General features: G+C 45.6%; 14 protein-coding genes and 2 pseudogenes. 9 read left to right on the top strand and 7 right to left on the bottom strand.

The genetic code is table 11. From position 1 onward, the window contains the following. Positions 1 to 722: 722 nt before the first annotated feature. The 4 genes from HUX64_RS10950 to epsL all read left to right on the top strand — a co-directional run bounded on the left by HUX64_RS10950 (position 723) and on the right by epsL (position 5,585). Complete coding sequence (locus tag HUX64_RS10950) at positions 723 to 1,535, top strand: polysaccharide biosynthesis/export family protein (RefSeq protein ID WP_174626269.1); 813 nt, start codon at positions 723 to 725, stop codon at positions 1,533 to 1,535. 78 nt (positions 1,536 to 1,613) lie between these two features. Beyond that, complete coding sequence (epsF, locus tag HUX64_RS19705; RefSeq protein ID WP_246246994.1) at positions 1,614 to 3,893, top strand: chain length determinant protein EpsF; 2,280 nt, start codon at positions 1,614 to 1,616, stop codon at positions 3,891 to 3,893. Positions 3,894 to 4,068: 175 nt separating this feature from the next. Continuing rightward, positions 4,069 to 4,305 carry a hypothetical protein gene (locus HUX64_RS10935; protein WP_174626268.1) on the top strand — a complete coding sequence of 79 codons (237 nt, stop codon included), beginning with the start codon at positions 4,069 to 4,071 and terminating at the stop codon, positions 4,303 to 4,305. Positions 4,306 to 4,418: 113 nt separating this feature from the next. Further along, a complete protein-coding gene (gene epsL, locus HUX64_RS10930; RefSeq protein ID WP_174626267.1) occupies positions 4,419 to 5,585 on the top strand; it encodes an XrtB/PEP-CTERM-associated polysaccharide biosynthesis outer membrane protein EpsL in 1,167 nt (388 codons plus the stop codon). 841 nt (positions 5,586 to 6,426) lie between these two features. Here the strand turns inward: epsL and HUX64_RS10925 are convergent. The 3 genes from HUX64_RS10925 to HUX64_RS10915 are packed head-to-tail and all read right to left on the bottom strand — an operon-like array spanning position 6,427 to position 10,074. After that, entirely contained in the window at positions 6,427 to 7,944 is a 1,518-nt protein-coding gene (locus HUX64_RS10925; protein ID WP_174626266.1) for a hypothetical protein, read from the bottom strand. A 37-nt stretch (positions 7,945 to 7,981) separates the two neighbouring features. Then, positions 7,982 to 9,364, bottom strand: coding sequence for a glycosyltransferase (locus HUX64_RS10920; RefSeq protein WP_174626265.1), 1,383 nt, complete (start codon positions 9,362 to 9,364; stop codon positions 7,982 to 7,984). Between the two features lie 8 nt (positions 9,365 to 9,372). Beyond that, positions 9,373 to 10,074: a class I SAM-dependent methyltransferase gene (locus tag HUX64_RS10915; RefSeq protein WP_174626264.1), complete on the bottom strand. Its 702-nt coding sequence runs from the start codon at positions 10,072 to 10,074 to the stop codon at positions 9,373 to 9,375. A 176-nt stretch (positions 10,075 to 10,250) separates the two neighbouring features. On the opposite strand from HUX64_RS10915, the pseudogene HUX64_RS19700 reads away from it, so the two are divergent. Beyond that, a pseudogene (locus tag HUX64_RS19700) lies at positions 10,251 to 10,370 on the top strand (IS3 family transposase); the annotation flags it as partial. 360 nt (positions 10,371 to 10,730) lie between these two features. Here HUX64_RS19700 and HUX64_RS10910 read toward each other — a convergent pair. The 4 genes from HUX64_RS10910 to HUX64_RS10895 form a co-directional block, all read right to left on the bottom strand. Beyond that, positions 10,731 to 11,744 (bottom strand): hypothetical protein, encoded by a 1,014-nt coding sequence (locus HUX64_RS10910; RefSeq protein WP_174626263.1) that lies wholly within the window; start codon positions 11,742 to 11,744, stop codon positions 10,731 to 10,733. 11 nt (positions 11,745 to 11,755) lie between these two features. Next, on the bottom strand, positions 11,756 to 13,354 hold the full coding sequence (locus tag HUX64_RS10905) for an MBOAT family O-acyltransferase (RefSeq protein ID WP_174626262.1): 1,599 nt from the start codon (positions 13,352 to 13,354) through the stop codon (positions 11,756 to 11,758). A 187-nt stretch (positions 13,355 to 13,541) separates the two neighbouring features. Then, positions 13,542 to 14,933 carry a Re/Si-specific NAD(P)(+) transhydrogenase subunit beta gene (pntB, locus tag HUX64_RS10900; RefSeq protein WP_174626261.1) on the bottom strand — a complete coding sequence of 464 codons (1,392 nt, stop codon included), beginning with the start codon at positions 14,931 to 14,933 and terminating at the stop codon, positions 13,542 to 13,544. Between the two features lie 12 nt (positions 14,934 to 14,945). Beyond that, positions 14,946 to 16,511, bottom strand: a complete 1,566-nt coding sequence (locus HUX64_RS10895; RefSeq protein WP_174626260.1) for a Re/Si-specific NAD(P)(+) transhydrogenase subunit alpha — start codon at positions 16,509 to 16,511, stop codon at positions 14,946 to 14,948. Positions 16,512 to 16,763: 252 nt separating this feature from the next. On the opposite strand from HUX64_RS10895, the gene HUX64_RS10890 reads away from it, so the two are divergent. The 4 genes and pseudogenes from HUX64_RS10890 to HUX64_RS20265 all read left to right on the top strand — a co-directional run. Continuing rightward, on the top strand, positions 16,764 to 17,705 hold the full coding sequence (locus HUX64_RS10890; RefSeq protein WP_174626259.1) for a hypothetical protein: 942 nt from the start codon (positions 16,764 to 16,766) through the stop codon (positions 17,703 to 17,705). Positions 17,706 to 17,709: 4 nt separating this feature from the next. Beyond that, positions 17,710 to 18,372 carry an HAD family hydrolase gene (locus HUX64_RS10885; protein ID WP_174626258.1) on the top strand — a complete coding sequence of 221 codons (663 nt, stop codon included), beginning with the start codon at positions 17,710 to 17,712 and terminating at the stop codon, positions 18,370 to 18,372. 67 nt (positions 18,373 to 18,439) lie between these two features. After that, complete coding sequence (locus HUX64_RS10880; protein ID WP_174626257.1) at positions 18,440 to 19,402, top strand: beta-ribofuranosylaminobenzene 5'-phosphate synthase family protein; 963 nt, start codon at positions 18,440 to 18,442, stop codon at positions 19,400 to 19,402. 53 nt (positions 19,403 to 19,455) lie between these two features. Beyond that, positions 19,456 to 20,187, top strand: a pseudogene (locus HUX64_RS20265) (ATP-grasp domain-containing protein); the annotation flags it as partial. Positions 20,188 to 20,502: the final 315 nt, after the last annotated feature.

Raw genomic sequence — 20,502 nt, 5'->3', positions numbered from 1 at the left:
CCTGATCATCGTTTCCTGTAGACTCAGGAAAATCTAATCAATAGTCTGTGCAGTAATAGTCTGTGCAGTAATAGTCTGTGCAGTAATAGTCTGCGCAGTGAATTTTTAACGCCGTGAGGATATTTATTTTTATAGATCGCCACACATTACGGAAATAGCACCAGGTCAGTCAGTGAAACAATTTATTGTTACAAAAAAATAGAATAATTACTCTAGATCTTGGATAGAGAGGCTATCGCAAAGTGGTCAGTTGCAGTCACCAGTAACATATGCGAGTGAATAAAAAGTCGGAGGATATATTCCAAGGGGCTCAGAGGCCAAACAATGGCATTCATGCAAGTCCAGGACACTCAGGGTCTGCGGCAGTAGTGAGAAATCAAAGCCTTCCCACTTATCGCAATCTGGAGATCATTAATTGCTTGCATAGGTGGGGTTGTTGGGGTGACGTATTCACCTTAAAAACTAATACCCGGATTGAACAGAATCATGGATTTCTCACGAAAATCACCCTTCTATAAGGGCATTTGACACCGTCCCTTCGCCCAGGCCGTTAGGGAGAATCTTAACTTGATTTGAAAGAACAACGGACTGATGAAGATATACCGTCTTATGCAGTTGGCTTTAGCAGACCAGCAGCGCCCTGGAGTTAAGCACTTTATGAAAAAGCGCGAAAGAACCTTTATTGATCACATGAAAATCAGCAGTAATTGTCAAGGATAAAAATGCGCGTTACCACAAGATTGCATGGATATGAAAAATACTATTCGTTGTGGCTGGCTTTATTGTTACTGGCGTCTATTCAGCCAAGCACGGCAGCCAATAACATTGGGCCGGACGATGTTATACGCATCTCTGTATATGGATATGAAGATTTAAAAACTGAAACCAGCGTTTCGACCGATGGGCGAATTACCTTTCCGTTAATCGGTGAAGTAGAGGCGAGCGGCAAAACAAGCAGAGAGCTGGAAAAAGCCATTGCAGGGAGTCTGATTGATAAGGGTTTTATTCAGGATGCCCAAGTAAGTGTCACCGTATTGGAGCATATCAGTCAACAGATTTCAGTGCTGGGCTATATCAATAAACCAGGGCGTTATACCCTGAACTCTGATAGTTCAGTAGTTGATTTAATCGCCATGGCCGGAGGCATTAATGATATGGGAGACAGCAAGGCAATAATAACCCGCAGTGTCGGCGGCAAACTGCAAAAGTACGAATTGAATTTGCGCGTTTATCTTGAAGATGCCGAAAGTATCCCGCCATTTAAGATACAGCAAGGGGATGTGGTGTACCTGCCTAAAGCGCCGATGTTTTATATATACGGCGAAGTGCAGCATCCGGGAGGTTATCGTTTAGAGCCTGATATTACGGTAGTGAAAGCTTTGCCAATCGCTGGTGGTCTGACCTTGAGCGGTACTGAAAACGGCATGGTTATTAAACGCAAGAACGAAAGCGGGGCTTTGCAGGAAATTGATGTGGATTTAAGCGATGCTGTATTAAAAGATGACGTGATTTATGTCGACAAACGTTGGTTTTAACATGTATCAAATCCTACTGCCTATTTATATTACTTTATATCAGTTGCTCAGGTCGAGGCAATAAAACAACGGAGCTGCATGAATTTTCATCAATTTATTAACATTCTCTGGGCGCGCAAATCTATTGCTCTGTCGGTATTGATGATGACGTCAATCATTACCCTTGCGGTGAATCTCTTGTTACCCAGGCAATACGTCGCCACAACTTCAATAGTAGTTGATCAACGCAGTATTGATCCGATGACGGGACTAAGCTTGCCGCTACAACAGCAGCCGGGATATATGGCGACGCAGGTTGATGTGATTACCAGTCATAATGTAGCTCGCAAAGTGGTGGAAAAATTGAAACTCAGCGAGAACCCGCAAATGCAGAAAGACTTTGCAGAAGCCGAGAGCAGCGCTGACATCAGGGACTGGGCTGCCGATTTATTGCTGAAAAAAAGCCTGGAAATCAGACCTTCACGCGAGAGTAGCCTGATTCAAGTTGACTTTACCTCAACCGACCCCGAATTTGCCGCGATTGCTGCAAATGCCTTTTCTGATGCCTACATACAAACCAGCATCGAATTGCATGCCCAACCGGCCAAATTGAATGCAGACTGGTTCGACTCGCAGATGGCTTCATTGCGAGGGCGCCTGGAGCGTGCGCAGTCTATACTGTCTAATTATCAACAACTACACGGCATCGTTGCGACCGATGATCGTCTTGACCTAGAGAATTCCCGTCTGGCTGAACTATCAAGACAATTGGTAGAAAGCCAGGTAAACACCAGCGAATTACAATCCAGAAAAGATTTACTGACGACCAACTTCGCAGCAGGCGGTTCATCCAAGTCGTTGCAGGAAGTATTGAACAGCTCATTGATTCAATCGCTCAAGACGGAATTAGCGCGAGCAGAAGCTAGGTTTGCCGAATTGTCCAAAGGGGTTGCTATAAATCATCCACAATATAAGCAAGCAAAAGCCGAAGTTGACAGCCTGCAACAGAAAATTCAGTCCGAAATAAAAATGATTTTAAGCAGTATCGCAAGTGGGCTTAGCTCCTCCTCCCAACGTAACAAATTATTGGCCGATGCACTGGCTGAACAGAAAGCCAAAGTGCTGGAGCTGAAAAAGCAGCGTAATGAAATAGCTGTGTTTAATCGTGAGGTGGAAAACGCCCAGCGAGCATACGATAGCGCCATGCAGCGTGCGATACAAACCCGTATGGAAAGCGAAATGAACCAAACCAATATTTCCATACTTAATTCTGCCCTTCCCCCGGCAAAATCCGCCAAGCCCAAAGTGCTATTAAACATAGTGCTGTCGATTTTTCTTGGCAGCATGTTAGGGGTATGCTTGGCGTTATGGGCAGAAGTTATGGATCGTCGAGTGCGATCTGCTTTTGATATTTCGGAAAGGTTAGCCGTTCCTGTTTTGGCCGTCGTTTCTTCCTCGGCCTCCAAGTCAAAGCAAATACCCCAACTGTTTAATCGTGACAACACCAGCGGTGACTCTAACAATCAAGCCCGCGAAATAATTAAAACAGCTAAATCTGCTACTATTGGCGCGCTATTACTGAATGAAGGAAAAATCAGTGCCAGCGATATTGAACGTATTCTCGTCTTGAAAAAACAAAAAGGCCTGCGCTTTGGCGAGGCAGCGAAGGCGCTCGGATTAATCAACGATGACGATATACAAAAAGCCTTATCGCGACAATTTGATTTTCCATTCCTGACATCAGGCGAAGAGAGTTTCAGCCGGGAACTGATTGCAGCTTATCAACCTTTTAGTGCTCAAGTGGAAGCACTGCGAGCTGTGAGGGGGCAATTGATACTAGGCTGGTTTATTGATGTTCATAAAACTTTGGCTGTAGTCAGCAGTTGCGGTGAAGGACGTAGCTACATGACGGCCAATCTGGCGATAGTTTTTTCTCAGCTTGGCGAACGTACCTTATTAATCGATGCGGATCTACGCCATCCGCGACAGCATGAATTATTCAAGTTACAAGATGACTACGGCCTGGCCGACGTATTAGCAGAGCGCACTGATCTAAAGGTTATTACACGAATTCCGGCGTTTCGGGACTTATCAATATTGCCAGCAGGCACAATACCCCCCAATCCCGCCGAATTGATCAGTCGAGGCTTAAAAAACTGTCTGCAACAATTGCAAACACAATTTGACGTAATCCTGATCGACACACCATCAGCAGAGCAGGCGATAGATGTGCAGATTATTGCCTCTTTGTGTGGCGGCGTCCTTTTATTGGCACGGCAAAATAAAACCCGGCTAAATGATTTACAACATTTAAAAGAAGCTTTGCAAAACACGGAAAGTCAATGCCTCGGCGCTGTATTGACAGATTTAACACCTTAAAAATAAGGATAAAACATTGTTATGAACAGGACCAACGCTCCCAGAGCCATTGTATTGCTTGGCTTATCGGTATCATAGCTGTGGCGGCAAAAACATATAGTCAGCGCCTTAATTATCAAATATTGCTGAACCAACGAGTTATGGTTTACAAAATTATTCACGATCCAAAAATTATATGAGTGCAATCAAACATATCAAGCGGCAGATATTGGCTCAGGCTGGGTTCAACAAGGTCATCCGTAACATGGGCCGACCTTCCGCACAAGGAATTGAGCAATATTATCAAGCGCACCCCCAGTCGCTATGTGCCCAGCATAATGCCTTTAAACTAAAAGAGGTTTTGATTGCTAAAATTGACGATAAAGGCAAGGACAAAGCAATTAATAAAAGCATTAACGACTTAATACCCTAAGGGTGTAGATAACGGTGCTTTTATGTTTGAGGTATGTACCGGATGGCAACAAAAAAAATTCCACTATAAATCGGTGCTTATTCTCATGTTTTATGCTACTGATAGGGGGAGAAATGCCAAGTAAAAGCTATGCTATACAGTTGCAAGATAGTACCTTTAAACCCTATGTTGCTTTCAACATGCTATATGATAGCAATTTTTTACGCCTATCTAACAATGTCGAGCCGGTACTGATTGATGAAAAAAGCGACAAAAACGAATTCATCAAACAGGTTTCAGCCGGATTTGATATGGATTGGACTATCAGCAGACAGCATATCATCATCAAAGCAAATGCTAATCAGAACTGGTTTCAAAATTTCACCACCCTGGATTATATCGGATGGAACACTCAGGCTCAATGGAACTGGCAAGCTGGAAATGATCTTAATGGAGAAATCGGTTACGCCAACATTCAAACCTTGGGCAGTTTTGCTTATTTGAATACCCTAGAATCCAACCTGCAAAATAACCAGCACTTTTTTGCCAATGCTGGATATTTATTTCATCCCAACGGCAAGATCAAGTTGGGGTTGTTTAGAAACGAGATACAATTTAATAATAAAAGTCGACAATTCAGCAATAACATAGAAGACAACGCCGAATTCAACCTGCAATATCTAAGCCCTACCGGCAGTATTTTGGGATTGCGGCTACTCTTAACCGATGGCCAATATCCACAACATCATTTTACTGCTAGCGATACCCAGGATAACGCCTACATGCGCTTCAACTATGCGCTGAACTGGGATTGGCATGCCTCCAACAAAACCCACTTCGATGGATCTTTTGGCTATATCCACCAACACTATTTGCATCTCAGCATTCGCGATTTTGATGGCATAATTGGAGGACTTAATCTGCACTGGCAAGCCAGCGACAAAATGCTGCTTGAGTTGTCCGCAATCCGCGATATTTATCAATCCCAAAATCTATCAGCCAACTTTTTGTTAATCCAGGGCGTGGGCTTTAATCTCATATGGCGGTCTAATCGCCATATTGCCTTGAAGTGGCTTATGTCTTACCAACAGCAACAATATTTAGGTAACGTTGGCACTAACGTCGTTGATTTTGAACAACAAAAAGATACTGTCGGCAATATCGGCTTTAATTTGATGTATTCTCCATCAGATAACATCAGCATCGGCACTATCCTGAACTACGAAAAGCGTGATTCCAACGACCCATTCAGATCCTACGAAACCCGGTCAGCCGGGTTAAATTTACAAGCGACTTTTTAGAATTCGAGTCTCGTAAAGCAGTAGCAAGTGTTTTATGCCAGTGTATCTGCCTATTCTGGTCCAATCTAAGCAGCTGTTTGAAAATTTCCCTCAAGCCAGGCGATTCCACATAATGCATGTCAGGGCGATGCAAATCCGGGTTGCGTCATGGTGAGTAAGCCGTTAATAGTTATTGCAGAGGCGCCGTGAGGGGTTTAGCCAAAGCGAAGGCGTGCTCAATCGCCCCACGGCGAGCCGCCAGCACCCATTCCTGGGTTTGCTTGAGACGCCATAGGACTGCCAGATAGAACTTGAAACGTTCGACGAGCCAGTCCACCTGATGACCGATATAACCAACCTTGACTTAAATCGTGCGTAATTTTTTACCGTGGGGGCGATGACTAACAGCCAGCGTATACCGTCCCGTTCTTGCACGTTCGCCGCGGTAACTACCACGGACTTGAGCTATCCGTGATATTCACGAGGAGATGGCATTTGCGGACATTGATTAGTTTCACAACCTCGAAACCGCCCACCCCGGCAACCGCGATGTACTTGATAATTGGCTATCCAGGCAAACCTGGCGCAAACTCATTTTGTGGGGAATGTCCAGGGCCGATAACGACAGATGCAGCTTCAGGTAACGTCCGCCATTACTCAGATTACTCCGATAATGCTTCTCGCTTCCTCCGCTTTTTTGTGCATCATCAGGTCAACCAATTCTAAAAATATCTATACAGTGAATTCAAAAACCGGAGTTTTCAAACAGCCTCTAAATGAGTTAGGTAGAGAGTGATTATCGTCCCCCTCTAAATTTGCCCTCAAATCCTTACCGTCACTATAAATAAAAATAGCAGAAAACCTAGCGTGTCGTCAAAGGAATTTCGTATACATGTATTTCCCATTGCAACACACGCACAACTTTACTCGTCAACTTCCTCAAATCAATACCGTCCGCAGTAAAAGCGCCCTGAGAGTCAGCTTGGTCAACTTCGCTGACAATAGCAGATGGATGATATTTAGTGAGAATATCACGATCGTTGAAATAATCTTTCCATACAGGCAGGGTGATAGCGCCAGTACCCCAAAATAAAGTTGGAGCCCAGGGTCCCATTACAACTTTTCTTTTCCACTTCCCATCTTTGGCAAACAAAGTTTGCGCATTAACAATTGTATAGCTTCGCTCCTGAAAAGCGCGCTGATAAAGTATTATATTAACTGTAAATGACAAGATTAAGGCTATAGCGCATACTCCATAAAACCACTGCCAAGTACTCGTAATATGCGATTTTTTAAACATAGACAGCCCTGCCGCCCCGAGCATTGCGAGTGCGATATAAAAAGAGACCAGGTAACGGCTCGGAAGATAAGGTAGAATAAATTTGTGGGATTCAAGCATCAACCATGCCAATAAGGGAGCTACCAGTGCAATCCAGGTTTGCCGAGATTCTTTATTATTCGTCAATGACCACCATTCTTGGCATGCCATAACTAGTGCAAACGGGAGTACTATGAAAATTGGCCAGTTACGAATATCACCTATCAATTTCAATAAATTGTTATAAACAACTTTGCGGATATTTGTTGCTGTTCGTTCTCCAACTTGATGAAAAATTGAGGAAGTCCAAAATTCATAATTTGGTAAAATCCATATCATAAAATATATTAAGGCAAAAATGCAGGCTAGAAAAATCGAGATTATTAAGTTAATCCAATCATTTCGTTCTGGACGTATGCCGCATGACATTTTAAAAATCATTGCCAAAAAAATTGTTAGCGAAGGAATCAAGGCAGCATATATAAATTGAATTTTACAAGCGTATGCTATAAAGATTAGAAAACTTGACAAAAACAATGTCTGCCATCTGCTACTCAATCCAGACAAATGGAAATATAATAACCTGCAGGCTGCCAGAATAATTAATGAGCAGAGTATTTCAGTCATGGCAAAATGACTATAGTGAAAGATGTAGAAACTAAGAAACCCTAGCGGAATTGCAATCAGAACCGTTCTAGAAAAGGCTCCGAAACCAGTAGCTAAAAATGCTAGCAAAAATGCCGATGAGATTATTACGGCACCTCGGCAAGACAACATTGAATCAACCAAATAATGGGTTACTAACCACATCCCTATGGCAAATAAAGGTTCTTTGATAATGCCGTCCATTTGAGTCAAGTCAAGATGCCCGGTGATCGTGGCATTACGAAACTGGGCGGTATAAAGGCCTTCGTCTGTAAAAGGTCCACGACTTCCGGAAAGATGATGGTCTGCATCGGCCGTCAGGAAAGGCAGTTGCAGTAATACTAAACCAAGAAATATTACCAACCAACGAAGAGAAGGAAAAAAGACTGATAAGTTAAATGGATTAATATATTTCATCTTAAAATTTTCTCAAAAAATTAATAATTATTATTCACTAAATAGTTTTCTCGATGATGTAACGAGGACGACGTTTAGTTTCTGAGTAAATTTTAGCTAGATATTCACCCATGATTCCGAGACTTAGTAGCTGTATACCGCCAAGGAAATAGATAGGCAAAACGGTGGATGCCCAACCTGGTATCGCATCTTGGGTAAACAAACGCACCGCGATTGCCCAAACCGTAATCAAGAAACTGATCAGAGATACTAGCAGCCCTAAACCTGTAATAAAGCGCAAAGGTAAATCCGAGAAGGAGGTAATGCCTTGCCACGCGAATGAGAGCATTTTTTTTAAGGGGTATTTTGATTCGCCGGCATAACGTTCGGCCCGGTCGTAGTATACAAGAGCATATGAAAATCCCAATTGTGGAATCATGCCGCGAAGGAACAAATTAACTTCACCGAATCCTCTTAGCGACTCAATGGCTTGCCGGCCCATCAAACGGTAGTCAGCATGGTTGTAGATGATTTCCACGCCCATGGCCCTTAACAGACGGTAATAGATTTTTGCTGTAAAACTCTTAAATAAGGTATCGGTCTTGCGGGAATCTCGAACGCCATAAACAATATCGTAGCCTTTCGCATAGCATTCAATCATTTTTTTAATGGCAGACAAATCATCTTGCAGGTCGGCGTCCACGCTGATTATTGCCTCTCCTTCTGCCGTTAACAGGCCGGCCAATAAGGCATTTTGATGGCCGCGATTACGTGACAACTTGATTCCGTGAACAAATTCGCGGGTTTCCGCTAGAGACTCTATGAGCGCCCATGTACGGTCACGGCTTCCATCATCCACATAGTACACACGGCTATTTGGCGTAATCCTGCCTTCAATGATAAGTTGCTGTAACAACTCTGACAATTGGCGGGTGGTTTCCATTAACACCGCTTCTTCGTTATAGCAGGGCACAACAATGCCAATATCTATCATTCGGAATATTGCACGTTTCTTGTTAAAAGCCGGCTCACTGAGCTCACTGACTACAGGATTTGTTGCCGCTTCCCTACGCTCCTCTGTACGAAAAGCGAAATAACGGCTGCCCATAAAGCCTATCGCTGTATAGGGTATAATACCTAGGGCTTGAGCCATGTAATGATTTAAATCGAAATGTGAGCTTACCAATACAACTGTAGCTAAATTAGCCGCGTAGGCTATGACAATCACCAGTAAATAGCGCAGGAAACTAGTCAAGACATAGCCCCGACTGTTAAAAGTCCAAATCTTGTTCAAAGCGAACCCTAGCAAAATGCCTATTGCATAGCCAATAGCATTGGCCTTCACCATATCGAGTTGGAAAAAATACATAGCAACATAAATAATGCTCAATCCGATCAATGTGTTGGCAACACCGACAATCAGGAATCGTACGAGACGCATTAAACCTCCTATGGCTTGGTGGCATGAACAAAATATTGAGCACCAACCGGACACCAGTGCAACCATCGTTCTAGCGGGCGTAGCGCTCGGAGCGCGCCTGGCACGAATAGCCTGTAGCGCAAGCCAACACTCTGAAAACCTGCTCTTTGCAATTCTTTTCGGAGCAGGGATCCACGAATCAATTCGGCATTTTCATCGAAGGGACAGGTGTTTACAGCGTTCACCGTAAGCGGATTAAGCGGATTATGTTCGAAAATAATTGCTGTTCCGCCTGGCTTTATAATTCGGAGCCACTCCCGGAGAAGGCCAGAGTGGGCGGCATGAGGAATGTGATGAAAGACGCAGGCAGCGAAAACTAGATCGAAGGTATTATCGGGATAAGGAATACACTTTCCATCGAAGGATTGGAAATTGGCAAGGCCTGAGAAATGGGATCGGCCTACATCAAGACTTTTTTCTGACACATCCAGACAGGTCAAGGATACCTCAGGAAAAAATTTCATAAAATGAGGTATTGAGGTGCCAACGCCCGCACCAAAATCCAGTATTTGTTGAGGTTTGTAACTAGCTACTCGAGTCGTCAGGAGTTCAAAAACATCTTTGATTTTATACTCGGCAAAGAACTCGGTAGATTCACCGGAGAGCCGGATATTTTTCTGATGCAGGGTCTGATATTCCTCTGCAAATTTATCGAATTCGGCTTTATGCATAAATTAATAACCAATTAATTAAAAAGAAATTTTGTCCAGGAAACTATGTGGCAATTATCGATTCAAGCCAAACGGTACAGCATGTTACGCACTTTAACTTTGATTCATCGCCGCTAACCATTTGGAGGGTCAGTTTATGGTAAAGCAGCCGGATCAGGCTTAGGTCGACGCATCCCTGTATTCATACTCGGGAAGGCTGGCTATATCTGGCGGTGGTGATTGATCCGTATTCTCCACAAGTGGTCGGCCGGCCGATGGCAGAACATAGGCCGCCTAAACTGGTGATGGATGCGTTAATAGACTGGCTGCGTCCAGGTCACTAAAACGTCTTGCTCTTGATAATTCCCTTGGTTCACCCATGCAGCAATAAAAATCCTGGTGATAGTCGATCATAGTCACAATTCTCTCTTCTGAAGGTATTGTTCTGCTACGGAGGATAAGCTAGAAAAAATAAATCATCGATATTTCACCATAGCACAACCTCACATAGCATAGAAAGTTTTTGTTTAAGGCTTTAGGAGGCGGGAAGTAGAGCCACATATGAAGAGTTGCTGAAAATTCTCGCTTGGGAAAATCCAGGCAAGGATTTTTGTGGCTTTGTTTATTTCGGATTGCTTAACGCGGCATCCGCACTGCAACTCTCCTTGCTATTCGGCTTAACGCCAGCATGTCCCGCTAAGTACGTTACGGCGTATTGCCTTTAAGAATAAATTTGTTCGAAGAGACCGTCCTTCAGCATTTAAATGCAAATTGGTATTAAAAAAGTATTTCCTGTCAAAAATAAGATCTTTACGTTTATCTATAATGCATCCGATATGGGCAAATTCGTTACGAAAACTTGATTCGCCTCTTCTTAAGGTGTCCAAACCAGCCTTTGAAGCGATGTAGGGAATGTTCGCGAAATAGACTTGCACTCCCTTTTTTCTCATGGTATGTACAAAATTAATTAGCTGGCCTGCTGTTTTTTCGCACACATGGCTGGGATTGTTGACATCAATGCCTTGACCCTTGAACCTACAACCTTCTGTTCGCAGCATGTCGCCATGATTGTTGAGGTTATATGCGGAGTATTCAAAAACAGCAGGCATCGGCCGAACACGAAATTTAGCCAAGACTAAAGAATTTTCAAGCGCATTTAGGCGCTCAGAAATTATAGCTGGATAAAACTCTCTCAGGATTTTAGCAACAAACATTTGACCGAGCAGCGATGGCGAAACCAATGAAATAAATTCACTCTTTTCCAAGTAACTCATTTCCTTCAAAGTATCATGATCCCAGCCGACAATGTTAGCAACCTGCCATGAGTTCATTTTAGTATTGCAGCCGTAATATCCCGGTTCTAATGGGAGGATCAGAAAATCGCCAGGCTCAACCACAGCACTCACTACTTGTAGGATTTTTTCTAAATTTAATCCTGCGTGCAACCCAAAATTAATTACCGGCATATCCAGCTGCTCACTAGCATGCTCAGCATTAATTCCGAATAAAGTACTTGATCCGCCTGCCACGATTATTTTTCTTTTTCCAGCGTACTCCTTAACTAAATTTTTCTTGATGGTAATCATTTCAGCAACCCAGTATTCAGCCGGCACCGGCGCGTCGATTAATATCAATACGGCGGAATAATCCACTACGCAAGCCACAAGAGCAGAAACAAAAAATGATTTCATGAATCTCATAATCAGAACTGAAAGTAGAGGAATTCCGATTTGCTTGCTGATGCCATGCAACTTAGTAATATAAAAAACAGTACTCCGTAAAAGGCACCTTGCAATCTCGAAGGGCGCCACCTAAGAACACGAAACCATCGGCTTGATCTGAAAGTGTCAGCCTTATGCACCTGCTCGGCATTCTCACTATCTTCACAGGTCGAATGATAGTTCGCGAACAGTTGCCGCATATTCGGCAAACCCCAAGCAATAACAAAGCCGATTATCAAAAAAGTCAAAGCCTTCCTGGTTTTTAGCGAAGCTAAAGGGATCAATTGGTCAAAAACGACTTTATCATGATGTAGAAAATACTTTCCAAGTTGGCCTTCCAGCGAACCCGGAAGAGAAATCCCATTTATTCCCAGCATGCCATATAGCATAGCCATCGCCGAAGAAAAGCTATCCGCCCGAAAGAACACCCAGCCCACTACCACCGCTATAAAGGTCAGTGCTCCTGCGCCAAGATTAGCTAATCGACCACCATCACTCCAACCCATGCGCTCTTTTAAGTTTCGCCAGGCGTGGTTTACCAGCAAGTATAAGCCGTGCAATCCCCCCCAGATGACATAAGTCCATCCCGCTCCATGCCATAGACCACCGAGCAACATTGTGATCATCAGGTTCAAATAACGCCGGGATTTACCATTGCGGCTGCCCCCCAGCGGGATGTACAGGTAATCGCGCAAAAAGCGTGACAAGGTGATGTGCCAGCGTCGCCAAAATTCAATGATGCTGGTAGCTTTGTAGGGGGAATTGAAGTTCATCGGCAAGCGCACATTGAACATCAGAGATAAACCAATCGCCATGTCGGAATAAGCCGAGAAATCAAAGTACAATTGGAGTGTGTAAGCCAGCGCGCTGATCCATGCTTCAAACAGCATCGGTTGACCTCCCGCTGCGACCGCACTGAAAATTGGTGTGGAGAAATCAGCCAACGTATCGGCAATGAACACTTTTTTAGCCAATCCCAGTACGAAAATGCTCAAACCAACGGAGACGTTATCCCAGTTGATGTGGCAAACGTTACGCTTGGCGAATTGCGGCATCATTTCTGTGTGATGTAATACCGGCCCTGCAATCAGGTGCGGGAAGTAGGTGACAAACAGTAAGTAGTGAACGAAGTTAAATTCCTTCGCTTTGCCTTGGCAGGTATCAACCAGAAATGCGATTTGCGTGAAAGTGAAGAAAGAGATGCCAAGCGGAAGAATGACTTCACCGATGGACAGTGAAGTACCAGCGAAATGGTTTAGATTGTCAGCAAGGAAATTGATGTATTTGAAATATACCAAAAGAACTAGATTGACCGTAATCGCACCAGCCAGCAAAATTTTTGACTGACTGCCTGACTGACGAGCAACACTATGACCAATCAAATAGCCTGCACCATAATTGAATACAACAGAACCAAGCAGCAAACTTACATAGCGCACATCCCACCAGCCGTAGAAAAATAACGAGGCGGTTGCAAGCCATAGAGAAGCTAACGCATGGCTGTGTTTACCAATGCGAAAAAACCCGAAAAACACAATCGGAAGGAAGGTGAAAATAAAAATGTATGAATTAAAAAGCATTGATCATATCCCTGATTTCTTTATTGGTGTTGAGAGCTAGCCACTGAAGCTCACCTTCACTAATAAAAAATGTCAAGTCTATTATTCATAATCCCCGGATTCTAAAATAATTACACCGCTATCACTTGTGCTTGTTTAGCGATGCGGCTCGCCAGGGCTTACCGCATCCTGCGACTTGAAGTTAAATTTACCCCTTCAAGGCCTTCAACACTTCCTGCAACGTCGCATTGGCGTCGCCAAACAGCATGCGCGTGTTGTCCATGACGAACAACGGATTGCCGATGCCGGCATAGCCGGATGCCATGCTGCGCTTAAGCACGATTGTCGTTCCGCCTTTCCAGCATTCCAGCACCGGCATTCCGGCAATCGGGCTGTTGGGGTCATTCAGGGCCGACGGATTGACAATGTCATTGGCGCCGATGACGATCGACACGTCAACATGAGGAAAATCCTCATTGACCTCATCCATCTCAAAAACGATGTCGTAAGGCACTTTGGCTTCCGCCAGCAAGACATTCATATGCCCCGGCATGCGTCCGGCCACCGGATGAATGGCGAAACGGACTTTTTTGCCTTTTTCCCTTAACAGCCTGGTGATTTCATTGACGGTATGTTGAGCCTGGGCCACCGCCATGCCATAGCCTGGAATAATCACGAGGTTTTTTGCAGCCAGCAGCAATTCAGCGGTTTCTGCCGGAGTGACAGGCTGTACTTCGCCTTCAATGGCGGCCGCTTCACCGCCCGAAGCCGTGCCAAAACCACCGGCAATAACGCTGATAAAATTCCGGTTCATGGCGCGGCACATAATATAACTCAAGATGGCCCCGCTGCTGCCGACCAAAGCGCCGGTAACAATCAGTAAATCGTTGCTTAACATAAAACCCGTTGCCGCGGCAGCCCATCCGGAATAACTGTTGAGCATGGAGATGACTACCGGCATATCAGCGCCGCCTATGGCCATGACCATGTGTATGCCGAAAATCAGGGCAATGCCGGTCATTATTAACAGCGGAACAATACCGCTACCGGTTTCCGCTTGTTGTAAAAATAGCCGGCCCAGGAAGATAGCCGCAATCAATAATCCCAGATTGAACCAATGCCGGCCAGGCAACAATAGCGGCTTGCCGCTGATTCTTTCACTGAGCTTGCCGAATGCAATCACAGAGCCTGAAAAAGTAACGGCCCCGATTAATACGCCCACGTAAATCTCTACTTCGTGGATAGTTTTCTCCACCCCGATAAGAGTGGCAGACGGATCCATAAAATTGGCATAACCGACTAAAACCGCGGCCATACCGACCAGGCTGTGCATAATGGCAACCAGTTCCGGCATTTGCGTCATTTCGACCTTGAAAGCAGCTGTTACGCCAATAGCGCCGCCAATCAGTAAAGCGATGATTAAAATGACATAGGCATTAAAGGAACCGTTAAGAGCCGTTGCAATAATGGCAATCGCCATTCCGAGCATGCCGTAATAATTGCCGCGCCGTGCTGTTTCCTGATGACTTAAACCGCTCAGGCTAAGAATGAACAGAATGGTGGCGACGATGTAAGACATCGTAATTAAACTTTGAGACATCATTTTCCCCTATTATTTTCTGAACATTTCCAACATGCGGCGGGTAACCAGAAAGCCGCCCACGATATTGATGGATGCAATGAGCAAGGCCAAGCCGGCAAGAATTCTGACGAGATTGCCGGATGCGGAAAGCTGAACCAGTGCGCCGATGACTATGATGCCGCTAATGGCATTGGTGACGCTCATTAAAGGGGTATGCAGCGACGGGGACACATTCCAAATCACCTGGTAACCGATAAAGCAGGCCAGGATAAAGACGGTAAAGTGCGACATGAACGAGGCAGGCGCAACAGCGCCTATACCGAACAACGCCAGTCCGCCAATAATAAGCGGCAAAAGTTGTTTAACAGCCGGAGTGAGATACGATTTTTTTTGTTGTTCCGGCTCGGAAGGATAAGCAGGGGCTTCGGTTTGTGGAGGCGGGGCCGCAGAGAGTTTAGGCGGTGGCGGCGGCCACGTGATTTTACCTTCTTTTATGACGGTTGTGCCGCGTATCACCTCATCGTCCATATTGACGTTAATAACGCCGTTTTTTTCAGGGCAAAGTTCGGTTAACAAATGCCGCAGGTTGGTGGCATAAAGCTGGCTGGACTGGTTGGCCAGCCGGCTGGGTAAATTGGTATAGCCGATAAGGGTTACCTCATGTTTCACGACCACCTTGTCTTTCTCTGTCAATTCGCAGTTGCCGCCTTGCTCTGCCGCCAAATCCACAATCACGCTGCCCGGCTTCATCGATTCAACCATGCCCTTCGTGATTAATTTCGGGGCCGGTTTGCCCGGAATCAGCGCTGTCGTCACGATAATGTCCACGTCCATCGCTTGTCTTGCAAACAAGGCCATTTCAGCCTCAATGAACTCCTTGGACATGGTTTTGGCATAGCCTCCTGTCCCTGAACCTTCTTCCTTGAAATCGAGCATCAAAAATTCAGCATCCATGCTTTCAATCTGTTCTTTCACTTCAGGCCGGGTATCAAAAGCCCTGACTATAGCGCCCATGCCTTTTGCCGTACCAATAGCGGCAAGCCCTGCAACACCGGCGCCGATCACCAGCACTTTAGCGGGCGGAATTTTACCGGCGGCGGTAATCTGGCCGGTGAAAAAACGCCCGAAATGCTGGGCTGCCTCAATAATGGCGCGGTAACCTGCAATATTGGCCATGGAACTGAGCGCGTCCAGTTTCTGCGCTCTCGAGATGCGCGGCACGCTATCCATGGCCAGCACAGTGGCTTGTTTGGCGGACAGTTTTTGCATTAAATCGGAATTTTGCGCAGGCCAGATAAAACTGATTAAATAGCCGCCATTCGGCAACAGGTCAATTTCATCTATTGCCAGTTCCGGGTGTTGTTCGGGCGCGCGAACTTTCATGACGATATCGGATTGCTTCCAAAGCGTTTTGGCATCGGCTGCGACTTCAACACCGACGGCTTTATAGGCTTCATCAGAAATATTTGCGCCCGCCCCCGCGCCGCTTTCGATGCTGACGGAAAATCCCAGTTTTATTATTTGTGCGGCCGCCTCCGGAGTCGTGGCAACGCGCTGTTCACCCTCATGAATTTCTTTGGGTATACCAATCTTCATACGGTCTCCTGTGTTAGTGATTTGAAGTCTGAGAGGCAAAGTTTTTGATTTTCAGTCATAACCTTGCGCGTGGAGCATAGAAGATTAGTCCATGAGTTTCAATAAAAAAAGCTGAACCTATATTTAAAGTGTTTTTAACAAGGCCTATAGAATTTAGATAAGTTAATATATTGCAGTTACCCTTCTTTCAGCTTTTAAACCAAACAATGAAAATTTCCGATGTAAAGCACCCAGTTACCGGGTTAACACAACATGAAAGCGGCTGATGTTTTTGCCAAGGATTTTATTGAGACAGAGGAAGGTCTGATTTTCGCTGTCGTTGCACAGGGTACTGAACAGAATAAAGTGTTGTGTTTTTTACGCTATGTTTATAAAACGCCTTGCTGGATAAAATATCAGACGGCGGAAGCCAATATCTTTCTGGAACAAAATTACCCGGCTTACCTGCATTATTCCACAGAACTGGATGCGCATTTGCATGCGGTATCAGCGGACCGGATCGTCAACCATTATCAACCCCGGCAAAGATTGCTACAGATCATGCAGGCAAAGCGCCATGATCATGTTGAGCAGGATGTATTTCAGCTTTGTAAATGGTATCAACAGCACGGACTGGACTTATCTCAAGCCGGAATCACCGGCTCAATACTAATCGGCGCCCAGCAACCAGGCTCCGATATTGATCTGGTCTGCTATGAAAGAAATCTCTTCCACGCCTGCAGGACGGTTACCCAGGAACTGATCAGCCTGGGACAATTGCAAGCGTTAAACGGCAAGGACTGGCTTCAGTCCTATGAGCGCCGCTCATGCGCCTTAAATCTTGCAGACTATGTGCGGCATGAACAGCGAAAATACAACAAGGCCATGATTAACGCGCGAAAATTTGATTTGAGTTTCATTGACCTTTCGGTAAATCCCAAGCCGGTAAATTATCAAAAATGCGGTTCGATTACGTTGCAGAGCAAAATAATCGATGACACCCGCGCTTTTGATTATCCGGCGGAATATAAAATTGACCATGCGCATATCAGCTCCATTGTCAGCTTTACTGCAACCTATGCAGGACAGGCCATAAACGGCGAGACGGTGGAGGCCTCAGGCATGCTCGAGCAGACAGCACAGGGAAATAAACGCCTGGTAGTCGGCTCCAGCCGTGAAGCGCCCGGCGAATATATCAAAGTCGTTCAGGGTTAAAGCAATGCTCAAGTCGGCGGATTTTTCAGCAGTTGTATTTGATATGGACGGTCTGGTTCTGGATACCGAGGCCGGTTACATCCTAGCCTGGCGACAGGCTGCCGGCGCAATGGGGTATGAGTTGCCTGAACACGCGTGGCGGTCGCTGTCAGGCTTGCATTATGCTGAATTAAAACAAAAACTTATTACCTGGTACGGCCCAGGTTTTAACCTGGAAGAATTTAATCAGACGGCCGGCCGCTTTTGGCGTGAGCAGGTCAATAGCCATGGTATAGAAGTTAAACACGGCTTCAGGGAATTGCTTGAAGTCATCACTGAGCAAAAAATACCTTTTTGCCTCGCAACAAACAGTCTGGAGGGTAATGCCCGGGAATGTCTTGATCTGGCAGGTTTAAAAGATATTTTTTCAACCATCATCGCTCGTAATCACGTTCAACATGCCAAACCGGAACCGGATATTTTTTTAAAGGCTGCGGCACTGTTGCACGTTGAAATCAACCGGTGTCTGGTTATTGAGGATTCCCATGCCGGTATTGAAGCGGCGTCCAGAGCCGGCGCATTTTCGGTATTCATCCCATCGGTATTTCCTGTTAATCCGCTGACAGCCGATCTTTGTGATCTGCTGATGAATGATCTGGCGCAGCTGGCTGATGCCATGCGCGCTTAACTCACTTGCGCCCAGCGGATACTGTATAATTTTCACCCTTTCCTTGTCTTCTGCACATCCATAACATTTGTTAGTTCAATATTCTAAAGTCTCTGTTATCGCTCCCGCCCGACTGCATATGGGGTTTATTGATTTAAGCGGATCATTAGGCCGTCATTTTGGCAGCATCGGTATTGCGCTTAATGAGCACGCGATTCGATTATCGGTCTCCGGTGCTGCGCATCGCCTCATCACCGGTCCTTCTGCACAGAGAGCAGAGAACTGCCTGACGTTATTGTGTCAAGCCCTGGACGTGTCCGATAAGCTGAAGATAACCATTGAAACTTCTATTCCGGAGCATGTCGGCCTGGGCTCTGGCACGCAAATGTCGCTGGCTTTGGGCGCGGCGCTTAATGAAATTTATGGATTGGGGCTTACCGTGCGGGATATTGCCTCGGTAATGGATAGGGGCTTGCGTTCAGGGATAGGTATTGGCGTATTTGAACAGGGCGGACTGGTGGTCGATGGCGGGCGCGGTGAAAACACTATAACGCCGCCGGTTCTGGTTCATATGGATGTGCCTGACAATTGGCGTTTTATCCTGGTTTTTGATCAGCGCGGCCAGGGATTACATGGACAGCAGGAAATAACGGCGTTTAAAAACCTGCCGGCTTTCCCGCAACAGGAAGCCGCGCGCTTGTGTTATTTATTGTTAATGCAGGGATTGCCTGCGGTCGCCGAGAAAGACATTTTTAAATTCGGCGAAGTTATTACCCAATTGCAACGTTCCGTAGGTGAGCATTTTGCCTCCGCGCAAGGCGGAGTTTTTGCCAGCCCTGAAGTGGCTCAAGTCATGCAATGGCTGGGCCGCCGTGGCACAGTCGCCATAGGCCAGACCTCATGGGGGCCAACCGGGTTTTGCGCCATTGAAGGAGCGCAACCGGCCGAATCGATTACCCGTCAGGCCAGACAGCAATTTGCGCATCTTGATCAGTTGAGTTTTGTTACCGCCAGTGCGCGAAATAGCGGCGGGGATGTTTTTGTTGTGTAGGAAGCATTTTGTTATCGAGCGCATTTGTACTTATCATTGCCGGTTCAGGCCGTATGCTGGCCCAGGCTGCCAGAAACGCCGGCCTGAAGCCGTTAGTCATCGATCTGTTTGCCGACCTTGACACGCAATCTTACACTGAGGCTTTTTTCCAAATACCTTCACTGGCAAAAGAGCAGGTAACGCCTGCTGTAGAGTATTTCATTAAGCGCTATGCCGTAACGCATGTTATTTATGGCAGCGGTTTGGAATATTATCCCGAAAGCCTCAATTACCTTGACAGTCGGATGATTATTCTCGGCAATCATCCCGAGACGTTTGCAAGGCTGCAAAATAAGCAGGCGTTTTTTTCCGTACTGGATGAGTTGAACATCCCTTATCCTGAAGTGGCTTTCAGCGCGCCTGAGCATACGGATAATTGGCTGCTTAAACCGTTACAGGGCTATGGCGGCATCGGGGTCAAGCATTGCCATAAGAATGATAATGCAGGCTCAGGGATTTATTGGCAGAAATATCAGGCAGGCACACAAAATTCCGTATTATTCCTCGCTGATGGACAGCGAGTAGAAATCATAGGGTTTAATACCCAGTCGATCATCAGGCTGAGCGAAACTCAGGAGTTTGTGTTTGGAGGCGTCATCAATAGCAGCGAATTGCTGAATGAACAAAAAGCGCTGATAACGGACTGGCTAAACAGACTTGTGCCCATATTCGCGCTTAAGGGATTGAATACCCTGGATTTTATACAATCAGATAATTGCAGTTATGTCCTGGAAATTAATCCGCGCCCTTCTGCAAGCATGCAATTGTATGATGAGGATTTGCTGGTTAGGCATATTCAAGCGTGTGCAGGAGCGACTTTAGCCGCCTTCGGAACAGGGAATAAGCGGCTAAAGCCATCCCTGCAGCCGGGCTATACAGGCTATCAGATTGTTTATGCGGAACACGCTCTGATCATTCCCGATAAATTCGATTGGCCTGAATGGTGTAGGGATTTACCTGAATCCGGTTCATTAATTCGCACCGGACAGCCGGTTTGCAGTATCATTGTTCACCAAAAACAGTCATCGCAAATCGCAGAACTGCTGCTGAGTAGACAGCAG

The organism is Candidatus Methylobacter favarea (genome assembly GCF_902806695.1).
Classification (GTDB): Bacteria; Pseudomonadota; Gammaproteobacteria; order Methylococcales; family Methylomonadaceae; genus Methylobacter_B; species Methylobacter_B favarea.
This window is presented reverse-complemented; position numbering and strand designations above follow the sequence as displayed.